Origin of the sequence: Mycobacterium sp. 050128 (genome assembly GCF_036409155.1) — a bacterium.
GTDB lineage: Bacteria > Actinomycetota > Actinomycetes > Mycobacteriales > Mycobacteriaceae > Mycobacterium.
Genome location: NZ_JAZGLW010000001.1, coordinates 3,459,290 through 3,476,681, shown reverse-complemented (window position 1 = coordinate 3,476,681; position 17,392 = coordinate 3,459,290). Strand labels below are relative to the sequence as shown.

Genomic DNA, 17,392 nt, shown 5'->3' with positions numbered 1-17,392 from the left:
TCCGCAGCCCCGCTCACACACGGGTATGTGGATTAAATTTTGTTTAACCCCTTTCGGGCTAAAAGGCACCGTATGGGACCGCGCAGCATTCGTCATATCCGACACGCCGATATCTCGGAACAATAACGAGCAGATTACGAAGTGATCCGAGAATTATTGTTGCAGGTCAGCCGCGCCTTTTCTTTGCAAACGCCCAGGTCAAGATCATGGCGTAATCGTGACTCGAATCACGCACATTTTGTGAGCTGGGCCACGCATTTGCCAGACGGCTGAGCCGCTAGCCGGTTCGCTCGCCAGACCATCCGATCGAGGGCGATGGCGTGGCGCCACAACAATGATCTTGATCGGTTCAGCTCGAGTCGAAGTACCCCCAAATATGTGTCTCTAGCAGCCCAAACATGCTCTTCCACAACGCCGTTCGTCGACGCAGGAGCAGGGCGCCGGAGCGACGGACGTAAGGATCGCGTAAACGCGTCTCGACAATCGTTTCAGCCGAGTTACGAAGTGCATCAAGGCTTTAACGAGACATACGCATGGAGGAGCCGCAGCCCCAGCCGATGTGACGCGCCCTGGCGCCAGGGACCAGACCGTACGGTGCGCACCGCCCCGCATTTGCACAAAAGCAATTTGCTGGAGAATTTCACATGGCTACTTCCCCGGCCCGCATCACCGCGCCGGCGGCGACCGGCCTCCTCGACGCGCCAAGCAGTCCTCGAAAACTGCTGTGCCGCAATGTGATCCGCTCCACCTGGCGCGCCCCGATCCCGGTCAACACGGCAATAACTCCACAAACCGGACGATATTTGCCGGCATTCGAATCACAACGAGGATGAACAAACGATTAACTGACCGAGCATTTAAGCGATGCGTTTATCTCGATAAATTGAGATAAAACCGAACAATTAATCTCACGAATGGCGAAACACGCCGGGCCCTATCAGGCGCCAGGGAGCACCAGGGCGCGGAACTCGGCGTCGGTGTTGACGTTCGTCAACGCACGCGAATCCGGCAGCACGATCTGCTGGGCGTCCGACGCGTCGATCAGGGCGCTCATCCTGCGCTCACCGGCGGCCACCAGCGCATCGATGCGGTCGGCCAGAGCGGTGCGGTACACAGCGGCCAGGAAGTGACTGCGGCCGTCCCACGGCACGATCACTTCGGCGTCGGTCTTGCTGGCCAACGCCATCAGGTCGTCGATCAATTCCGGTGTCAGCAGCGGCATGTCGACCGCGCAGACGAAAGCGAATTGGGCACCGGCCTCCGCGGCGGCGCGCAGTCCTCGCCCGGTCGCAGCCAGCGGCCCCAGTCCCTGAATCTCGTCACGGATGACGTGCGCCGCCGCTAGCCTGGGCAACGGTTGGCCCGGGGCGGCGACGACGAATGCCGGCTCGCAACGCTGCGCCACGACACCGACGACATACTCGGCCATCGTGGCGGCTCCGCCGGGACCCGGCAGGGTGGCCTTGTCGCGGCCCATGCGCCGCGATTCGCCTCCGGCGAGTACCACTGCGGCCAATGACATTGCATCGGACACGAGCGCAGCCCCTTAGTCGACGGTCCAGGTGTCACGCCCGCGCAGCAGAGACTGCAGCGCGGCCGCGTCGTACGGAGTTGCGGCTCGGGCCGCGGCGACCTGAGCACGGGCCGCGTCGTCGTAGGTGGGCCGGGAGACATCCCGGAAGATGCCCAGCACGGTGTGATCGAGGTTCTGATCCGACAGCCGCGATAGCGCGAACGCGTAGGCCGGGTCGTCGGTGTGGGCGTCGTGCTTGACGATCTCCTCGACGGCCACGTCGGCGGTCTTGGCGGCTTCGAGGCTGAAGCCCGACTTCACCACGCAGTATTCGCCGTTGGCGCCGAACACAATTGGCTCACCGTGACGCACGTTGATCACCCGGTCCTCGGCACCCTCTTTGCGCAGCGCGTCGAACGAACCGTCGTTGAAGATCGGGCAGTCCTGCAGGATCTCGACCACTGAGGCACCGCGGTGCTCGGCGGCACCGCGCAACACCTCGGTCAGCCCGGCGCGGTCGGAGTCCAGCGCGCGACCGACGAACGTCGCCTCGGCGCCCAGCGCCAGCGACACCGGGTTGAACGGATGATCCAGGGAACCCATCGGCGTCGACTTGGTGATCTTGCCGACCTCGGACGTCGGCGAGTACTGGCCCTTGGTCAGCCCGTAGATCCGGTTGTTGAACAGCAGGATCGTGATGTTGACATTGCGGCGCAGCGCGTGGATCAGGTGGTTGCCGCCGATCGACAGCGCGTCGCCGTCGCCGGTGACCACCCAGACCGACAGGTCCTCGCGAGAAAGCGCCAGGCCGGTCGCGATCGCCGGCGCGCGGCCGTGGATCGAGTGGAACCCGTAGGTCTCAAGGTAGTAGGGAAAGCGGCTGGAGCAGCCGATTCCGCTGATGAACACGATGTTTTCGCGGCGCAGGCCGAGGTCCGGCAGGAAGTTGCGGATCGTGTTGAGGATGACGTAGTCACCGCAGCCCGGGCACCAGCGGACCTCTTGGTCACTGGTGAAGTCCTTGCCCTTCTGCGGCTGGTCTTCAGCAGACAAAGTGGGCACACCGTCGTTCTTCTTCAACCTCGGAGTCAAGCCCAGGTCCGTGCCCGCCAGGTCGCCGCTGATCGCGTTAGTCACGAGCGCCGCTCCTCCTCATCGCTTCGTCCCCCGCAAGCGGGCGGTGCCCCCACTGCATCGTCGCGTCGCGCGTCATGCGTTAGCTCCCACCGTTGCTGCCGCCATTCTGGCGACCATCGCTTTGTCTTGCTCGATCTCGGCCAGTGATCCTGCCAGTGCTCCGCGGATGACCCGTACGACCTCGTCGGCGAGGAAGGCAACGCCGTGCACCTTGGTGACCGACTGCACGTCGACCAGGTACTTGGCGCGCAGCAGCATCGCCAGCTGACCCAGGTTCATCTCCGGTGCCACCACCCTCGGGTACCGACGCAGCACGTCGCCGAGGTTGGCGGGGAACGGATTGAGATAACGCAGGTGGGCGTGGGCGACCTTGATGCCCTTGCGCCGCGCGCGCCGGCAGGCTTCACCGATCGGACCGTACGAGCTGCCCCAGCCGATCAGCAACAGCTCGGCGTCACCGGTCGGGTCGTCGACCTCCAGGTCGGGCACCGAGATGCCGTCGATCTTGGCCTGGCGCAGCCGAACCATCAGGTCGTGGTTGACCGGCTCGTAAGAGATTGCGCCCGAACCGTTTGCGGCCTCCAGGCCGCCGATCCGGTGTTCCAGACCCGGCGTGCCCGGAACGGCGAACTGGCGGGCCAGCGTCTCCGGGTCCCGCGCGTAAGGCTGGAAGGGCTCGTCGGGCTTGGCGAAGGTATGCGTGATCGGCTTCAGCGTCGAGACGTCCGGGATCTTCCACGGCTCCGAGCCGTTGGCGATGGCGCCGTCGGACAGCAGGATCACCGGCGTGTGGTAGGACACCGCGATGCGCACCGCCTCCAGCGCGGTCTCAAAGCAGTCGGACGGCGACCGCGGCGCCAGCACCGCCACCGGCGACTCCCCGTTGCGGCCGTATAGCGCCTGCAGCAGGTCGGCCTGCTCGGTCTTGGTGGGCAGACCGGTCGACGGTCCACCTCGCTGCACGTCGATGACCAGCAGCGGCAGTTCGGTCATCACGGCCAGGCCGAGCGCCTCGGACTTGAGCGAGATGCCCGGCCCGGAGGTGCTGGTCACTCCCAACGCGCCGCCGTAGGAAGCACCGATCGCGGCGCAGATACCGCCGATCTCGTCCTCGGCCTGGAAGGTGATGACGTTGAAGTTTTTGTGCTTAGACAGCTCGTGCAGGATGTCCGACGCCGGAGTGATCGGGTAGCTGCCGAGCATGACCTGAATGCCGGACAGCTGGCCGGCCGCGACGATGCCGTAGGCCAGCGCGGTGTTGCCGGAGATCTGGCGGTATTCACCGGTGGGCAAGGTCGCCCGGGACACCTCATACGTGGTGCCGAAGGCCTCGGTGGTTTCACCGTAGTTCCAGCCCGCCTTGAGCGCAAGCACGTTGGCCTCGGCGACGTCGGGCTTACGGACGAACTTCTCCCTGATGAAGTTCTCGCTGGTCTGGATCGGTCGCCCGTACATCCATGACAGCAGGCCGAGGGCGAACATGTTCTTGGCGCGCTGCCCGTCTTTCTTGGTCGCGCCGATCGTCTCGACGGCGCCGAGCGTCAACGTGGTCATCGCGACGGAGTGCACCACGTAGTCGGACAGCTCGTCGGTCTCCAGTGGATTTGCTACGTAACCGACCTTGGTCAGGTTGCGCTTGGTGAATTCGTCGGAGTTCGCGATCACCATTCCGCCGCGCGGCAGGTCGCCGATGTTGGCCTTCAACGCGGCCGGGTTCATCGCGACGAGCACGTCGGGCCGGTCGCCGGCGGTCAGGATGTCATAGTCGGCGATTTGAATCTGGAATGACGAGACACCGGGCAATGTGCCTGCGGGGGCTCGGATCTCGGCGGGATAGTTCGGCTGGGTCGCGAGGTCGTTGCCGAAGAGCGCGGCCTCGGAGGTGAACCGGTCACCGGTCAGCTGCATACCGTCGCCGGAGTCACCGGCGAATCGGATGACGACCTGTTCCAGGCGTTGACGGTCCGCGGACCCGCCATGAGAATCTGACCCGGCTCCACTGCCGTTCAAATCCACGTCTCCGCCTTCCATTTGTTAACCGGACAGGCACTCTGCCGAAGCTTCAGGTTACGCGCCGTCAAAGGGAGTCCCACCCTCACACGATTGTATGAGACTGGCAGTACCAATTATTGCACTGGTTTTCGGGTCGGAAGGACGTCCTGGGCTACGCGTACTTACCAATATCTTAAGCAAAACACGTAGTCAGCGAGGGCTACCGACGAGTACGACACAAAACTGTGGTTTTGGTCACGTCGATATCGAACCGTAATCGGCCGTTGTCCGGAGCGTTGTTCTTCGGACGCCAATCCAGGCGTCCCACCGGAATTGGCCGGGACTACCCGACCACAACAGCCGTGTTGGCTAGGCGCTCTTGTCGCGGCGCTCGGTGCGCGACGGCTTGCGCGGCACGATCGTCGGCAAGACGTTGTCCTGCACGGTCTCCTTGGTGACCACCACTTTGGCGACGTCGTCGCGGCTCGGGATGTCGTACATCACCGGCAGCAGGACTTCCTCCATGATGGCGCGCAAGCCGCGGGCGCCGGTGCCGCGGTGGATCGCCTGGTCGGCGATCGCCTCGAGCGCGTCGTCGCTGAATTCCAGCTCCACGCCGTCCATCTCGAAGAGCCGCGTGTACTGCTTGACCAACGCGTTCTTGGGCTCCGAGAGGATCTTGACCAGCGACTCCATGTCGAGGTTGGTGACCGAGGCGACGACCGGGAGCCGGCCGATGAACTCGGGGATCAGACCGAACTTGATCAGGTCCTCGGGCATCACGTCGGCGAAGTGATCGGTGGTGTCGATCTCGGCCTTGGAGCGAACCTCGGCGCCGAAGCCCAGGCCGCGCTTGCCGACGCGCTCGTAGATGATCTTCTCCAGGCCGGCGAACGCACCCGCGACGATGAACAGCACGTTGGTGGTGTCGATCTGGATGAACTCCTGGTGCGGGTGCTTGCGGCCGCCCTGCGGGGGAACCGACGCCTGCGTGCCCTCCAGAATTTTCAGCAGGGCCTGCTGCACGCCCTCGCCGGAGACATCGCGAGTGATCGACGGGTTCTCGCTCTTGCGGGCGATCTTGTCCACTTCGTCGATGTAGATGATGCCGGTCTCGGCACGCTTGACGTCGTAGTCGGCGGCCTGGATCAGCTTGAGCAGAATGTTCTCGACGTCCTCGCCGACGTAACCGGCTTCGGTCAGCGCGGTGGCGTCCGCGATGGCGAACGGCACGTTGAGCATCTTGGCCAGCGTCTGGGCCAGGTAGGTCTTGCCGCAGCCGGTGGGACCGAGCATCAAGATGTTGGATTTGGTCAGCTCGACCGGCTCGCACCGGGAGTCACGACCCTTTTCGCCGGCCTGAATCCGCTTGTAGTGGTTGTAGACCGCGACGGCCAGCGTGCGCTTGGCGGTGTCCTGCCCGATCACGTAGCCCTCGAGGAACTCGCGGATCTCAGCGGGCTTGGGGAGCTCGTCGAGCTTGACGTCGTCGGCGTCAGCCAGCTCCTCTTCGATGATCTCGTTACAAAGATCGATGCACTCATCGCAGATGTAGACCCCCGGGCCCGCAATGAGTTTCTTGACCTGCTTCTGACTCTTTCCGCAGAACGAGCACTTCAGCAGATCACCGCCGTCTCCGATGCGCGCCATGGTGCCTCAGTGCCTACTTCCTGTTGCCGTACGTCTTTTAACGTGCCGCATGTATTCCCCCGACGCTACCCGTTGGATCGGGCCCGCCGCGACCATTAGCGCCGAATCGCGTCGGTGGTATTCATGCCTGTCCGAAAACATATAGCCCGACAACCCCCGTCACTGCCGCAGACGCGCTTTCCGTGTCTTTGGCGTGTCGCGGTCGTTACCCCACCGAGGCTGATACACCAAACGGGCTGGTTGCCAGGCCACCACCATACAGTGGCCAGGTGGGATTGGCCGGGGGAATTTTCAGGGCGGCCGAATCGGTCCTGATCAGCGACGGCGGCCTGGACACCGAGCGGTAAGCACACGGTCACGACCTGTCCGACCCGCGTCGTCGAGGGCGAGGCGCTGGACATAGAAGCCATCGCGGCGCCGACGGGACTTTCGCGTTAGGCGGTCTGCGCCGAAAGCTTGCGGTACTCGAGAACGGTGTCGATGATCCCGTAGTCCTTCGCGTCTTGGGCGGTCAGGATCTTGTCCCGGTCGGTGTCCTTGCGGATGACCGAGGGCTCCTTGTTGGTGTGCCGGGCCAGCGTGGTCTCCATCAAGGTGCGCATCCGCTCGATCTCGGCGGCCTGGATCTCCAGGTCGGAGAACTGCCCCTGGATCACACCCTGCAGCGACGGCTGGTGGATCAGCACCCGCGCGTTGGGCAGCGCCATCCGCTTACCCGGCGTGCCGGCGGCCAGCAGCACCGCCGCGGCCGAGGCGGCCTGACCCAGGCACACCGTCTGGATGTCGGCGCGCACGTACTGCATGGTGTCGTAAATCGCCATCAGCGAGGTGAATCCGCCACCGGGCGAGTTGATGTACATGGTGATGTCGCGGTCGGGGTCCAACGACTCCAACACCAGCAGCTGCGCCATGATGTCGTTCGCCGAGGCGTCGTCGACCTGCACGCCGAGGAAGATGATGCGTTCCTCGAACAGCTTGTTGTACGGGTTGGACTCCTTGACGCCGAAGCTCGAGTGCTCGATGAACGACGGCAGAATGTAGCGCGCCTGGGGCTGGGTTTCGGGGTGCTGGGGACTCATCGGGCTTCTCCATTGGTGATGTGGGCAGCGCGGGTGATGATGTGGTCGACGAAGCCGTATTCCAGGGCCTCCGGCGCGGTGAACCACCGGTCGCGATCGGAGTCGGCCTCGATGCGTTCGATCGACTGGCCGGTGAACTCGGCGTTGAGCCGGAACATCTCCTTCTTGATGACGTGGAACTGCTCGGCCTGGATGGCGATGTCGGCCGCGCTACCGGTCACCCCGCCTAGCGGCTGGTGCATCAGGATGCGGGCGTGCGGCAGCGCGTAGCGCTTGCCCTTGGTCCCCGCCGCCAACAGGAACTCACCCATCGAGGCGGCCATGCCCATCGCGTAAGTGGCAATGTCGCACGGCGCCAGCACCATCGTGTCGTAGATCGCCATCCCCGCACTGATCGAACCACCCGGGGAGTTGATGTAGAGGTTGATGTCCTTGTCGCCATCCTCGGCGGCGAGCAGCAGAATCTGCGCGCACAACCGGTTGGCGACCTCGTCGTTCACCTCCGAACCCAGGAAGATGATGCGCTCCGAGAGCAAGCGCTCATAGACCGAGTCCGTGAGGTTGAGACCCACCGAATTCGAACGCATATCAGTCACGACTGGGTTACCTGCTTTCTTTGCGATCCGTACTCACGACACTAACCAACCAAGCGCACCGTTTCGCGGCCACGCACCCCTGAAGCGGGCGCGTTCGCTCACAGCGTCACGGTCGGGTCATTCCTCGCTGGACTCTTCGGCCGCGTCGTCGGCGTCCTCTGCGTCCTGCGCATCGGCGTCGTTCTTGGTGCGGTCCGGGAAGAACTCGCTCGTGTCGATGGGGTTGCCGTCGGTGTCGGTGACCGTCGCCTTGGAGACCACCGCGGCGATCGCCAGACCACGCCGCACATCCGCGAACATGGCCGGCAGCTGGTTGTTTTCCTGAAGGTAGGAGAACAGCTGTTGCGGCTCGATGCCGTACTGCCGCGATGTGGCCACCAGTCGCTCGGTCAGGTCATCCTGGCCGACCTGGACTTCCAATTCATCGGCCAGCGCGTCGAACAACAGCTGGCGCTGGACGTCCTTCTCTACCGCGGTACGCGTCTCGGTTTCGAACTCCTCGCGCGTCTTGCCCTGTTCGGCAAGCACCTCGGCGAACTTGGCTTCGTCATGGTTGACGCTGTCGATGGCGCCGTGCATGGCGCTGTCGAACTGCTCGGCGACGATGCCCTCCGGCAGTGGCACGTCGACCTGCTCGAGCAGGGCGTCCATCGTGGCTTCCTGGATCTTGCCCGCCTGCTCGGCGCGCTTGAGGTTGGCCACCTGGTCGCGCAGGTTGCTGCGTAACTCGTCGATCGTGTCGAATTCGCTTGCCAATTGCGCGAATTCGTCATCGGGCTCGGGCAGTTCGCGTTGCTTGATCGTCTTGACGGTCACGGTCACCTGCGCGTCCTTGCCGGCATGTTCGCCGGTGGCCAGCTTGGCGGTGAATTCCTTGGACTCGTCGACGGACAGGCCGACGATCGCGTCGTCGAGGCCCTCGATCAGCCGGCCGGAGCCAACCTCATGCGACATGCCCTGGGCGGCGGCGCCCGGAATCTCCTCGCCCTCGATCGTCGCCGACAGGTCGATCGAGACGAAGTCGCCCTCGGCCGCCGGACGATCCACACCGGTCAGGGTGCCGAACCGGGCCCGCAGCGACTGCAGCTCGGCGTCGACGTCGTCGTCGCTGACCGCGATGGGATCCACCGACACCTTCAGCGCACTGAGGTCCGGGAGGGTGATCTTGGGACGGACATCGACCTCGGCGGTGAATGCGAGGTCCCCGCCGTACTCCTTCTTGGTCACCTCGATTTCGGGCCGGCCGATCGGATGCACCTCGGTCTCGGTGACCGCTTGTCCATATCGAGTGGGCAGCGCCTCGTTGACGACCTGGTCGAGCATCTCCTCGCGGCCGAAGCGCGCCTCCAGCAACTTCATCGGCACCTTGCCGGGCCGGAACCCGGGCAGCCGGACCTGCCTGGCCAGCTCCTTGTAAGCGCGCTGGAAGTCGGGCTCGAGTTCGGTGAACGGCACCTCCACGTTGATGCGCACCCGGGTGGGGCTCAACTGCTCGACGCTGCTCTTCACGGGTGTGCTCCTCGTTCCTTGTATTCGGTGGTGCGGCGCGTGGTCGGGGTGACAGGATTTGAACCTGCGGCCTTCCGCTCCCAAAGCGGATGCGCTACCAAGCTGCGCTACACCCCGCGCTGACCTCGCGATCCTACGGCGCGACGGCGTCGGCCCACCAACGGCCTCGCAGACCTAACAAAGCGGTCACAGGGCCGCGTCGATTAGATTTGATGTTCGCCGCCAGATACAGTCACGCTCGACTAACACATGCGGGCGTAGCTCAATGGTAGAGCCCTAGTCTTCCAAACTAGCTACGCGGGTTCGATTCCCGTCGCCCGCTCCGGGTAAGTAGTGCTCCACAGAAAGACGCCATGAGCGACCTGAAACTGGACGTGGACATCAAGGGCTCATGCGCGCCGGACTTCGCCGGTGTCCGCGATGCGTTCGAGCGCAACTTTGCGGAGCGTCTGGAGCAAGGCGCGGCCGTCGCCGTCTGGGTCGACGGCGACCTCGTCGTCAACCTCTGGGGCGGCTGGGCCGACGCGGCCGGCACCCGGCCCTGGGAGCAAGACACGCTGACCACCGTGCTGTCCGGCACCAAGGGACTGTCGGCCACCTGCATGCACCAGCTCATCGACCGCGGTGAACTGGACCTGTACGCGCCGGTGGCACGGTATTGGCCCGAGTTCGGCCAGGCAGGCAAGCAGGACATCACGCTGGCCATGGTGATGAGCCACCGATCCGGCGTCATCGGACCGCAGGCGCCGATGAGCTGGCAGCAGGTCACCGACTGGGACTACGCCTGTGAACAGATCGCCGCCGCCGAACCGTGGTGGGAGCCGGGCACCGCGCAGGGCTACCACATGACGACCTTCGGTTTCATCTGCGGTGAGGTCTTCCGCCGCACGACCGGCCGCACGATCGGTCATTACCTGCGCACCGAGATCGCCGAGCCGCTGGGTGCCGACATCCACATCGGCCTGTCCGACGCCGAGCAACGGCGTTGCGCCGAGCGGGTGAACAAGCCGCATATGCGCGACCTGCTCACCCATATCCCCAGCGACCCGACCAGCCTCGCCGACCACCCCAAGGCGGGGCTGGCCGTCGCCATGGGCTTCGCGCCCGACGACGAGGTCAGCTCCTACGACCTCGAGCTGTGGCGCCGGCTCGAATTCCCGGGCACCAACGGCCAGGTGTCGGCCTTGGGATTGGCCACGTTCTACAACGCGCTCGCCCAGGAGAAGCTGCTCAGCCGCGAACACATGGATCTGATCCGGGTGCCGCAGGGCGGCTTGGAGAACGACCTGGTGCTCGGCCCCCGCGTCGCCGACCACGGCTGGGGCCTGGGCTACATGCTCAACCAGCGGTGCGTCAACGGACCCAACCCGCGCATCTTCGGTCACGGCGGGCTGGGCGGCTCGTTCGGGTTCGTCGACTTGGAGCACGGCATCGGCTACGCGTATGTGGCGAATCGCTTCGACGCCACCAAGGCCAACGCGGACCCACGCAGCCTCGCCCTGTCCAACGAGGTGTACGCCGTGCTGGGCGTCGACGCCTGCTGAATCACCCGCGATAACCGCGCCCTGCCGAACGGATCCCGGCAGGGCGCAGTCATTTTTGGCAGTTCGGGCACCAGAACACGTTGCGGCCCTCGAGGACTGCCGTGCTGATCGGCCCGCCGCACACGCGGCACGCCTCACCGGCGCGCCGGTACACATACGTGCGGGGCCGGTCGGGTGCATAGGACGGCGGGCCGTGATCGTGAACGGGGCGCACCACGACGATCTTGCCGCCCCGCAAGCCGACCTTCATCAGCGCGACCAGATCGGTCCATGCGGCGTCGAACTCCGCTTCGCTGACCCCTCGACCGGGCCGGTACGGATCGATGCGATGACGGAACAGCAACTCGCTTCGATACACATTGCCCACCCCGGCGATGACGCCCTGGTCCATCAACAATGCGCCAATAGGCCTGCGGGACTTCGTGATTCGGTTCCACGCCCACTCCGGGTCGGCGTCGCTGCGCAACGGATCGGGACCCAGCTTCGCGACCACGTCGCTGACCCGAGCCTCGTCGATCACCTCGCACACCGTCGGGCCGCGCAGGTCGGTTCCGTACTCGGCGCCAACCATCCGCATCCGCACCTGTCCGACGGGTTCGGGAAGCTCGTCGGCGCGTTCCCACTCGGTGAAGGTGCCGTAGAGACCCAGATGCACGTGCACGATCGGGCCGCCGGCGTAGTGGTGGAACAGATGCTTGCCCCAGGCGTTGGACTTGCGCAGCACGTGGCCGTCGACCGCGGCGGCCGCGTCGGCGAAGCGGCCCTGGGGGCTGGACACTGCGACGGGCGCGCCGCCGAAGCGGCGTTGGTGCAACCGCGCCAAGCGGTGCAGCGTATGCCCTTCGGGCACCTTACGCCTGCGCGCCGGGCACCGGCGGGGCCTGGTGAGTGCGCTCGTACTCGTCGAGAATGTCGATACGCCGTTGGTGGCGTTCGGCTTTCGACCACGGCGTGGTGAGGAAGGCGTCGACGAACGTCAGCGCCTCGGTCACGGTGTGCATCCGGCCGCCGATGCCGATCAGCTGTGCGTTGTTGTGCTGACGCGCCAGCGAGGCTGTCTCGACGCTCCACGCCAGCGCGCACCGAGCGCCCGGCACCTTATTGGCCGCGATCTGCTCACCGTTGCCCGATCCCCCGATCACGATGCCCAGACTCTCAGAGTCGGCCACCGTGCGACTCGCGGCGTCGATGCAAAACGCGGGGTAGTCGTCCTCGGCGTCGTAGGTGAAGGCGCCGCAGTCGATCGGCTCGTGGCCGGTCTTTTTGAGGTGGTCGATGATCGCTTGCTTGAGCTCGAATCCAGCGTGGTCTGAACCCAGGTAGACGCGCATGACCGTCATTGTGCACGAGGAGGCCCGAGGCAATCCCGCCACCGTCGGCCGAGAGTGAACCGCGCGACGCCTATCCGGCGTGTCGCGTCGTGAAATTCACACTCGGCACCCGCGGGATTAACCGGTTGTCAGTCGAATTCGGGCTTTTCGTGACGCGACCGCTTGAGTTCGAAGAAGTGCGGGTAGCCGGCGAAGGTCACCGAGGCGTCCCACAGCTTGCCGGCTTCCTCACCGCGCGGGATCCGCGACAGCACCGGCCCGAAGAATGCGACGTCGTTGACGTGGATGGTGGGCGTTCCGACGTCGTCGCCGACCGCGTCCATGCCGGCGTGGTGGCTCTTGCGCAGCGCCTCGTCGTAGGCATCGCTGTCGGCGGCGGCGGCCAACTCGGCCGGCAGGCCGACCTCGTCCAGCGCCAGCTTGATGACGTCTCCGAGTTCCTTGTTGCCCTTGTTGTGAATCTGGGTGCCCATCGCGGTGTAGAGCGGGGCCAGCACCTCGGCGCCGTGAGCCTGCTCGGCGGCGATCGCCACCCGCACCGGACCCCAGGCCCGCTTCATGTTCTCGCGGTACTGCTCGGGCAGGTCTTCGCGGTTCTCGTTGAGCACTGCCAGGCTCATGACGTGGAAGTTCACTTCGATGTCGCGGACCTTTTCGACTTCGAGGATCCAGCGCGACGTGATCCAAGCCCATGGGCACAGCGGGTCGAACCAGAAGTCGGCCTTGTTTTTCGCGGGAGCCTTCTCGGACATTGGGCAGTCCTCTCGGGAAGAGATCGGGGAACGGTTAGAACACCGTTGTGCACAACCGTAGTCGCCGCGCGCGTGTTCCCGTTTCGCACTGTGAGCCCGCGACGCCACTAAGTTGGACGAGTGGCCCTTCCTAACCTCACCCGCGACCAAGCCGTCGAACGTGCGGCTCTGATCACCGTCGACAGCTACCAGATCAGCCTCGATGTCACCGACGGCTCCGGTGGTTCGGGCGGGCCCGGCGAACGAACATTCCGCTCCACCACCACCGTGGTGTTCGACGCACTCGCCGGCGCCGACACGGTCATCGACCTGTCGGCCGAGACCGTTCGCAGCGCCACCCTCAACGGGCGCGACGTGGACGTCTCCGGATATGACGAGTCGACCGGCATCCCGTTGCGGGGACTGGCCGACCGCAACGTCGTCGTCGTCGACGCGGACTGCCGCTACTCCAACACCGGGGAGGGACTGCATCGCTTCGTTGACCCTGTCGACAACGAGACCTACCTGTACTCGCAGTTCGAAACCGCGGACGCCAAGCGCATGTTCGCCTGCTTCGACCAACCCGACCTCAAGGCGACATTCGACCTGCGGGTCGCCGCGCCCGCACACTGGAAGGTGATCTCCAACGGCGCCACCACCTCGGTCGAGGGCGGCGTGCACAGTTTTGCGGTCACACCGCGGATGAGCACCTACCTGGTGGCCTTGATCGCGGGGCCGTATGCCCAGTGGACGGACTCCTACCGCGACGAGCACGGCGAGATCCCGCTGGGCATCTACTGCCGCACCTCACTAGCGCAGCACATGGACGCCGAGCGCTTGTTCACCGAAACGAAACAGGGATTTGGCTTCTACCACAAGAACTTTGGGGTGCCGTACGCGTTCGGCAAGTACGACCAGCTGTTTGTCCCCGAATTCAATGCCGGCGCAATGGAAAACGCCGGGGCGGTGACGTTCCTCGAGGACTACGTATTCCGCAGCAAGGTCACCCGCGCTTCCTACGAGCGGCGCGCCGAGACGGTGCTGCACGAGATGGCGCACATGTGGTTCGGCGATTTGGTCACCATGACCTGGTGGGACGACCTGTGGCTCAACGAATCCTTCGCCACCTTCGCGTCGGTGCTGTGTCAGGCCGAATCGACCGAATACACCTCGGCGTGGACGACGTTCGCGACCGTCGAGAAGTCGTGGGCCTACCGTCAGGACCAGTTGCCGTCGACGCACCCCATCGCCGCCGACATCCCCGACCTGCATGCGGTCGAGGTGAACTTCGACGGCATCACCTACGCCAAGGGCGCCTCGGTGCTCAAGCAGCTGGTCGCCTACGTCGGGCTGGAGCACTTCCTGGCCGGGCTGCGTGACTACTTCCGCACGCATGCCTTCGGCAACGCCACCTTCAGCGATCTGCTGTCCGCGCTGGAGCAGGCGTCGGGACGCGACCTGTCGAATTGGGGCCAACAATGGCTGAAGACCACGGGGCTGAACACGTTGCGCCCGGAATTCGACACCGACGCCGACGGCAAGTTCACCCGGTTCGCGGTGACCCAAAGCGGCGCCGCTCCGGGTGCCGGTGAGACCCGGGTGCATCGGCTGGCGGTCGGGATCTACGACGACGACGGCTCAGGCAAGCTGGTGCGGGTGCACCGCGAAGAGCTCGATGTCGACGGTCCGGAGACGGAAGTCCCTGGGCTGGTTGGTGTTTCGTCCGGCAAGCTGATTCTGGTCAACGATGACGACCTGACCTATTGCTCGTTGCGTCTGGATCCGCAGTCGTTGCGGACCGCGCTGGAGCGCATCGCCGACATCGCGGAGGCGCTGCCCCGCTCGCTGGTGTGGTCGGCGGCGTGGGAGATGACCCGCGACGCCGAACTGCGAGCCCGCGACTTCGTCGCCCTCGTCTCCGATGGTGTGCAGGCCGAGACGGAAGTCGGTGTGGCACAACGGCTGCTGATGCAGGCACAGACGGCGCTGGGCTCCTACGCCGAGCCGGGCTGGGCCCGCGAGCACGGGTGGCCGCAATTCGCCGATCGGGTGCTGGCGCTGGCGCGGGCTGCCGAACCGGGATCGGATCACCAGCTCGCCTTCGTCAACACGCTGTGCTCGTCGGTGCTGTCCGACCGGCACATCGCGGCGCTGGCCGATCTGCTCGATCGGGATCCGTCCGATCTGGGCTTGGCGGGCCTCGAGATCGACACCGACCTGCGCTGGCGAATCGTGACCGCGTTGGCCACCGCCGGCGACATCGACGCGGACGGCATCGAGACGCCGTTCATCGACGCCGAGGTGCAGCGCGACCCGACCGCGACCGGCAAGCGCCACGGCGCCCAGGCTGCCGCGGCGCGTCCCCAGCTCGCGGTCAAGGAGCAGGCGTTCATGACGGTGGTCGAGGACGACACCGTGGCCAACACGTCGGCGCGCTCGATCGTCGGGGGATTCGGGGCGCCCGGCCAGGGTGAGTTGCTCAAGCCGTTCACCGCGCGCTATTTCGAGGCCATTCCCGGAGTCTGGGCGCGGCGCTCCAGCGAGGTCGCGCAGACCGTGGTGATCGGGCTGTACCCGTCTTGGAACATCAGCGAGGAGGGCATCGCCGCCGCCGACGAGTTCCTGTCCGCGCCCGACTCCGAGGTGCCTCCGGCCCTGCGCCGCCTGGTGCTGGAGGGCCAGGCCGGGGTCAAGCGGGCCTTGCGGGCCCGCACCTTCGACGCGGGTCAGCAGTAACCGCGAGCGCTATCGCCGTCTGCCAAGGCCGGCGCGACGACCGCCGGGCTGACGCCGAGGCCACTGAGTACGAGCAGCAGAGCGAACGTCAGCGCGACAACGCCACGCCCCGTGGTCGCGCCCCGGGACGTGACGTGGCTCATGGCCCTAAGCCGGCGTGATACCGGCGCTGAGCACGCGGATCGCGCTGACCAGCCCGTCGACCAGATGCCCCTGCTCGAACGCCGCCGAGGCCGCGGCCACGCCCAGCGGGGCGGCCGACTCGGCGCCGCGTCCGCGGACCTCGGAGCCGTAGACCACCTCGATGACCGCTTGGTCGGGCGAGACGGCCAGCAGCACCGCGTTGTTCGGCGTCGGCACGCCGGCCAGGATCTCGCGCGCCCGGGCCGCGGTGTCGCTGCCCAGATCGCCGAGGTAGACGGCGAACCGCGTCATCGACTGGCGCGAGCCGTATTTCAGGGCGTCGTCGATGGCGACCAGGTCCGTGATCGGGAAGGGGTAGTGCACCGACAGCTCACCGGGCTCGGTGACGCCGGAAACCCGTCCGCTGGTGGTGACCGCGAAGCCGACGGGCAGTGCCGCCGGTGCTTTCGTCGCTACCTCACCATGTGCCACTGGCGCCACCTCCGACCGAGAACTCCGATGCGTGATGTCCGTGTGAGTGGCCGACGAATTCGTCGGTGGCAGCCCACAGAATCGGCGGATGCGTCCACGGCTCGGACATCTTGTAGGTCGCCGGGTGCGGCCCCTTGCGCGACCAGATCAGCGCCGCCAGCACGATCACCAGCAACGCCGGGATTCCAACCACGTACAGGTGAATCTCCATAGCGCTCACGACGGAAACCGTATCCCACGCAGTGATCCCACGGCGCGCTTGGACACAAGATTGGCCGTCAGGCCGCGCCCTCGCCGAGGTAACGGACCCACGACGGATCCATTTCCTTGACCGTGGACAGCAGTCGCCAATGCTGCCCGGTCGGCGGCAGCGGAGCCCGGCGCAGTGCCCAACCGAGTTCGGCGAGCAGCTTGTCGCCCTTGCGGTGGTTGCAGGTCGAGCAGCAGGCGACGCAGTTCTCCCACGAGTGGCCGCCGCCGCGGCTACGCGGCACGACGTGGTCGACGGTGTCGGCCTTCCCTCCGCAATAGGCGCAGCAGAAGCGGTCGCGGTGCATCAGCGCGGCGCGGGTCATCGGCACCCGGGCCCGGTAGGGAACCCGGACGTAGGTCCGCAGCTGGATCACCGACGGCACCAGGATCGACTCGCTCGCCGAGTGGATGACCGGGCCGGATGGGTCGTGGTGCACCACGTCGGCCTTGCCGCAGATCACCATCACGATCGCGCGCCGCATCGGCAGCGCGGTCAGCGGTTCGTAGGTGGAATTCAGCAGCAGAACCCGGCGGCGACTCCAGATCGAAGCGCTTTCGTGCCGGTTGGGCGGATGGGTATCGGCGCCCGGGGCTGGGCGGTGGGAAACGCTATGCAGGGACGACGCGGTTGTGGGTCCGGTCAGCCCTGCCGCGGCCCCTGAACTTCGGTGGCTGCGGCGTCTCTTGCCCTGCGCCATAAATCCTCC

General features: G+C 65.6%; 15 protein-coding genes and 2 tRNA genes. 3 read left to right on the top strand and 14 right to left on the bottom strand.

Annotated elements, in window-relative coordinates; translation table 11 throughout:
* Positions 1-937: 937 nt before the first annotated feature.
* The 8 genes from mobA to SKC41_RS16660 all read right to left on the bottom strand — a co-directional run bounded on the left by mobA (position 938) and on the right by SKC41_RS16660 (position 9,593).
* A complete protein-coding gene (gene mobA, locus SKC41_RS16695; protein WP_330978931.1) occupies positions 938-1,522 on the bottom strand; it encodes a molybdenum cofactor guanylyltransferase in 585 nt (194 codons plus the stop codon).
* 24 nt (positions 1,523-1,546) lie between these two features.
* Positions 1,547-2,650 carry a 2-oxoacid:ferredoxin oxidoreductase subunit beta gene (locus SKC41_RS16690; protein ID WP_330978579.1) on the bottom strand — a complete coding sequence of 368 codons (1,104 nt, stop codon included), beginning with the start codon at positions 2,648-2,650 and terminating at the stop codon, positions 1,547-1,549.
* 72 nt (positions 2,651-2,722) lie between these two features.
* Positions 2,723-4,666 (bottom strand): 2-oxoacid:acceptor oxidoreductase subunit alpha, encoded by a 1,944-nt coding sequence (locus tag SKC41_RS16685; protein ID WP_330978578.1) that lies wholly within the window; start codon positions 4,664-4,666, stop codon positions 2,723-2,725.
* 345 nt (positions 4,667-5,011) lie between these two features.
* Positions 5,012-6,292, bottom strand: coding sequence for an ATP-dependent Clp protease ATP-binding subunit ClpX (gene clpX / locus SKC41_RS16680; RefSeq protein ID WP_085220749.1), 1,281 nt, complete (start codon positions 6,290-6,292; stop codon positions 5,012-5,014).
* 434 nt (positions 6,293-6,726) lie between these two features.
* Positions 6,727-7,371: an ATP-dependent Clp protease proteolytic subunit gene (locus tag SKC41_RS16675; protein WP_330978577.1), complete on the bottom strand. Its 645-nt coding sequence runs from the start codon at positions 7,369-7,371 to the stop codon at positions 6,727-6,729.
* Positions 7,368-7,958: an ATP-dependent Clp protease proteolytic subunit gene (locus tag SKC41_RS16670; protein WP_330978930.1), complete on the bottom strand. Its 591-nt coding sequence runs from the start codon at positions 7,956-7,958 to the stop codon at positions 7,368-7,370. The genes SKC41_RS16675 and SKC41_RS16670 overlap by 4 nt, the downstream gene beginning before the upstream one ends.
* A 126-nt stretch (positions 7,959-8,084) precedes the next feature.
* A complete protein-coding gene (tig, locus tag SKC41_RS16665; RefSeq protein ID WP_330978576.1) occupies positions 8,085-9,476 on the bottom strand; it encodes a trigger factor in 1,392 nt (463 codons plus the stop codon).
* Between the two features lie 40 nt (positions 9,477-9,516).
* Positions 9,517-9,593 (bottom strand) — tRNA-Pro (locus SKC41_RS16660).
* Positions 9,594-9,727: 134 nt separating this feature from the next.
* Between SKC41_RS16660 and SKC41_RS16655 the strand changes: the two genes are divergently transcribed.
* Positions 9,728-9,798 (top strand) — tRNA-Gly (locus SKC41_RS16655).
* A 31-nt stretch (positions 9,799-9,829) separates the two neighbouring features.
* Entirely contained in the window at positions 9,830-11,020 is a 1,191-nt protein-coding gene (locus SKC41_RS16650; RefSeq protein WP_330978575.1) for a serine hydrolase domain-containing protein, read from the top strand.
* Positions 11,021-11,069: 49 nt separating this feature from the next.
* Here SKC41_RS16650 and SKC41_RS16645 read toward each other — a convergent pair whose 3' ends face one another.
* The 3 genes from SKC41_RS16645 to SKC41_RS16635 all read right to left on the bottom strand — a co-directional run bounded on the left by SKC41_RS16645 (position 11,070) and on the right by SKC41_RS16635 (position 13,103).
* Positions 11,070-11,870, bottom strand: coding sequence for an Fpg/Nei family DNA glycosylase (locus SKC41_RS16645; protein ID WP_330978574.1), 801 nt, complete (start codon positions 11,868-11,870; stop codon positions 11,070-11,072).
* Between the two features lies 1 nt (position 11,871).
* Entirely contained in the window at positions 11,872-12,351 is a 480-nt protein-coding gene (locus SKC41_RS16640; protein ID WP_330978573.1) for a ribose-5-phosphate isomerase, read from the bottom strand.
* Positions 12,352-12,479: 128 nt separating this feature from the next.
* Complete coding sequence (locus SKC41_RS16635) at positions 12,480-13,103, bottom strand: DsbA family protein (protein ID WP_330978572.1); 624 nt, start codon at positions 13,101-13,103, stop codon at positions 12,480-12,482.
* Positions 13,104-13,223: 120 nt separating this feature from the next.
* Here SKC41_RS16635 and pepN point away from each other — a divergent pair, with 120 nt between their 5' ends.
* A complete protein-coding gene (gene pepN / locus SKC41_RS16630; protein ID WP_330978571.1) occupies positions 13,224-15,818 on the top strand; it encodes an aminopeptidase N in 2,595 nt (864 codons plus the stop codon).
* 147 nt (positions 15,819-15,965) lie between these two features.
* On the opposite strand, the gene SKC41_RS16625 is transcribed toward pepN, so the two are convergent.
* From SKC41_RS16625 to SKC41_RS16615, 3 genes are all read right to left on the bottom strand, one after another.
* Positions 15,966-16,433, bottom strand: coding sequence for a DUF5130 domain-containing protein (locus SKC41_RS16625; protein WP_330978570.1), 468 nt, complete (start codon positions 16,431-16,433; stop codon positions 15,966-15,968).
* The gene (gene ctaJ / locus SKC41_RS16620; RefSeq protein ID WP_330978929.1) at positions 16,420-16,644 is read right to left on the bottom strand and encodes an aa3-type cytochrome oxidase subunit CtaJ; all 225 of its coding nucleotides are present in this window, start codon (positions 16,642-16,644) and stop codon (positions 16,420-16,422) included. The genes SKC41_RS16625 and ctaJ overlap by 14 nt, the downstream gene beginning before the upstream one ends.
* Positions 16,645-16,711: 67 nt before the next feature.
* Positions 16,712-17,383 (bottom strand): HNH endonuclease, encoded by a 672-nt coding sequence (locus SKC41_RS16615; RefSeq protein WP_330978569.1) that lies wholly within the window; start codon positions 17,381-17,383, stop codon positions 16,712-16,714.
* Positions 17,384-17,392 lie beyond the last annotated feature (9 nt).

Coding starts and splice junctions, on each gene's coding strand:
- clpX (WP_085220749.1), bottom strand. CDS start 6,292: ATGGCGCGCATCGGAGACGGCGGTGATCTGCTGAAGTGCTCGTTCTGC.
- mobA (WP_330978931.1), bottom strand. CDS start 1,522: ATGTCATTGGCCGCAGTGGTACTCGCCGGAGGCGAATCGCGGCGCATG.
- SKC41_RS16615 (WP_330978569.1), bottom strand. CDS start 17,383: ATGGCGCAGGGCAAGAGACGCCGCAGCCACCGAAGTTCAGGGGCCGCG.
- ctaJ (WP_330978929.1), bottom strand. CDS start 16,644: ATGGAGATTCACCTGTACGTGGTTGGAATCCCGGCGTTGCTGGTGATC.
- SKC41_RS16675 (WP_330978577.1), bottom strand. CDS start 7,371: ATGAGTCCCCAGCACCCCGAAACCCAGCCCCAGGCGCGCTACATTCTG.
- SKC41_RS16635 (WP_330978572.1), bottom strand. CDS start 13,103: ATGTCCGAGAAGGCTCCCGCGAAAAACAAGGCCGACTTCTGGTTCGAC.
- SKC41_RS16670 (WP_330978930.1), bottom strand. CDS start 7,958: ATGCGTTCGAATTCGGTGGGTCTCAACCTCACGGACTCGGTCTATGAG.
- SKC41_RS16650 (WP_330978575.1), top strand. CDS start 9,830: ATGAGCGACCTGAAACTGGACGTGGACATCAAGGGCTCATGCGCGCCG.
- SKC41_RS16640 (WP_330978573.1), bottom strand. CDS start 12,351: ATGCGCGTCTACCTGGGTTCAGACCACGCTGGATTCGAGCTCAAGCAA.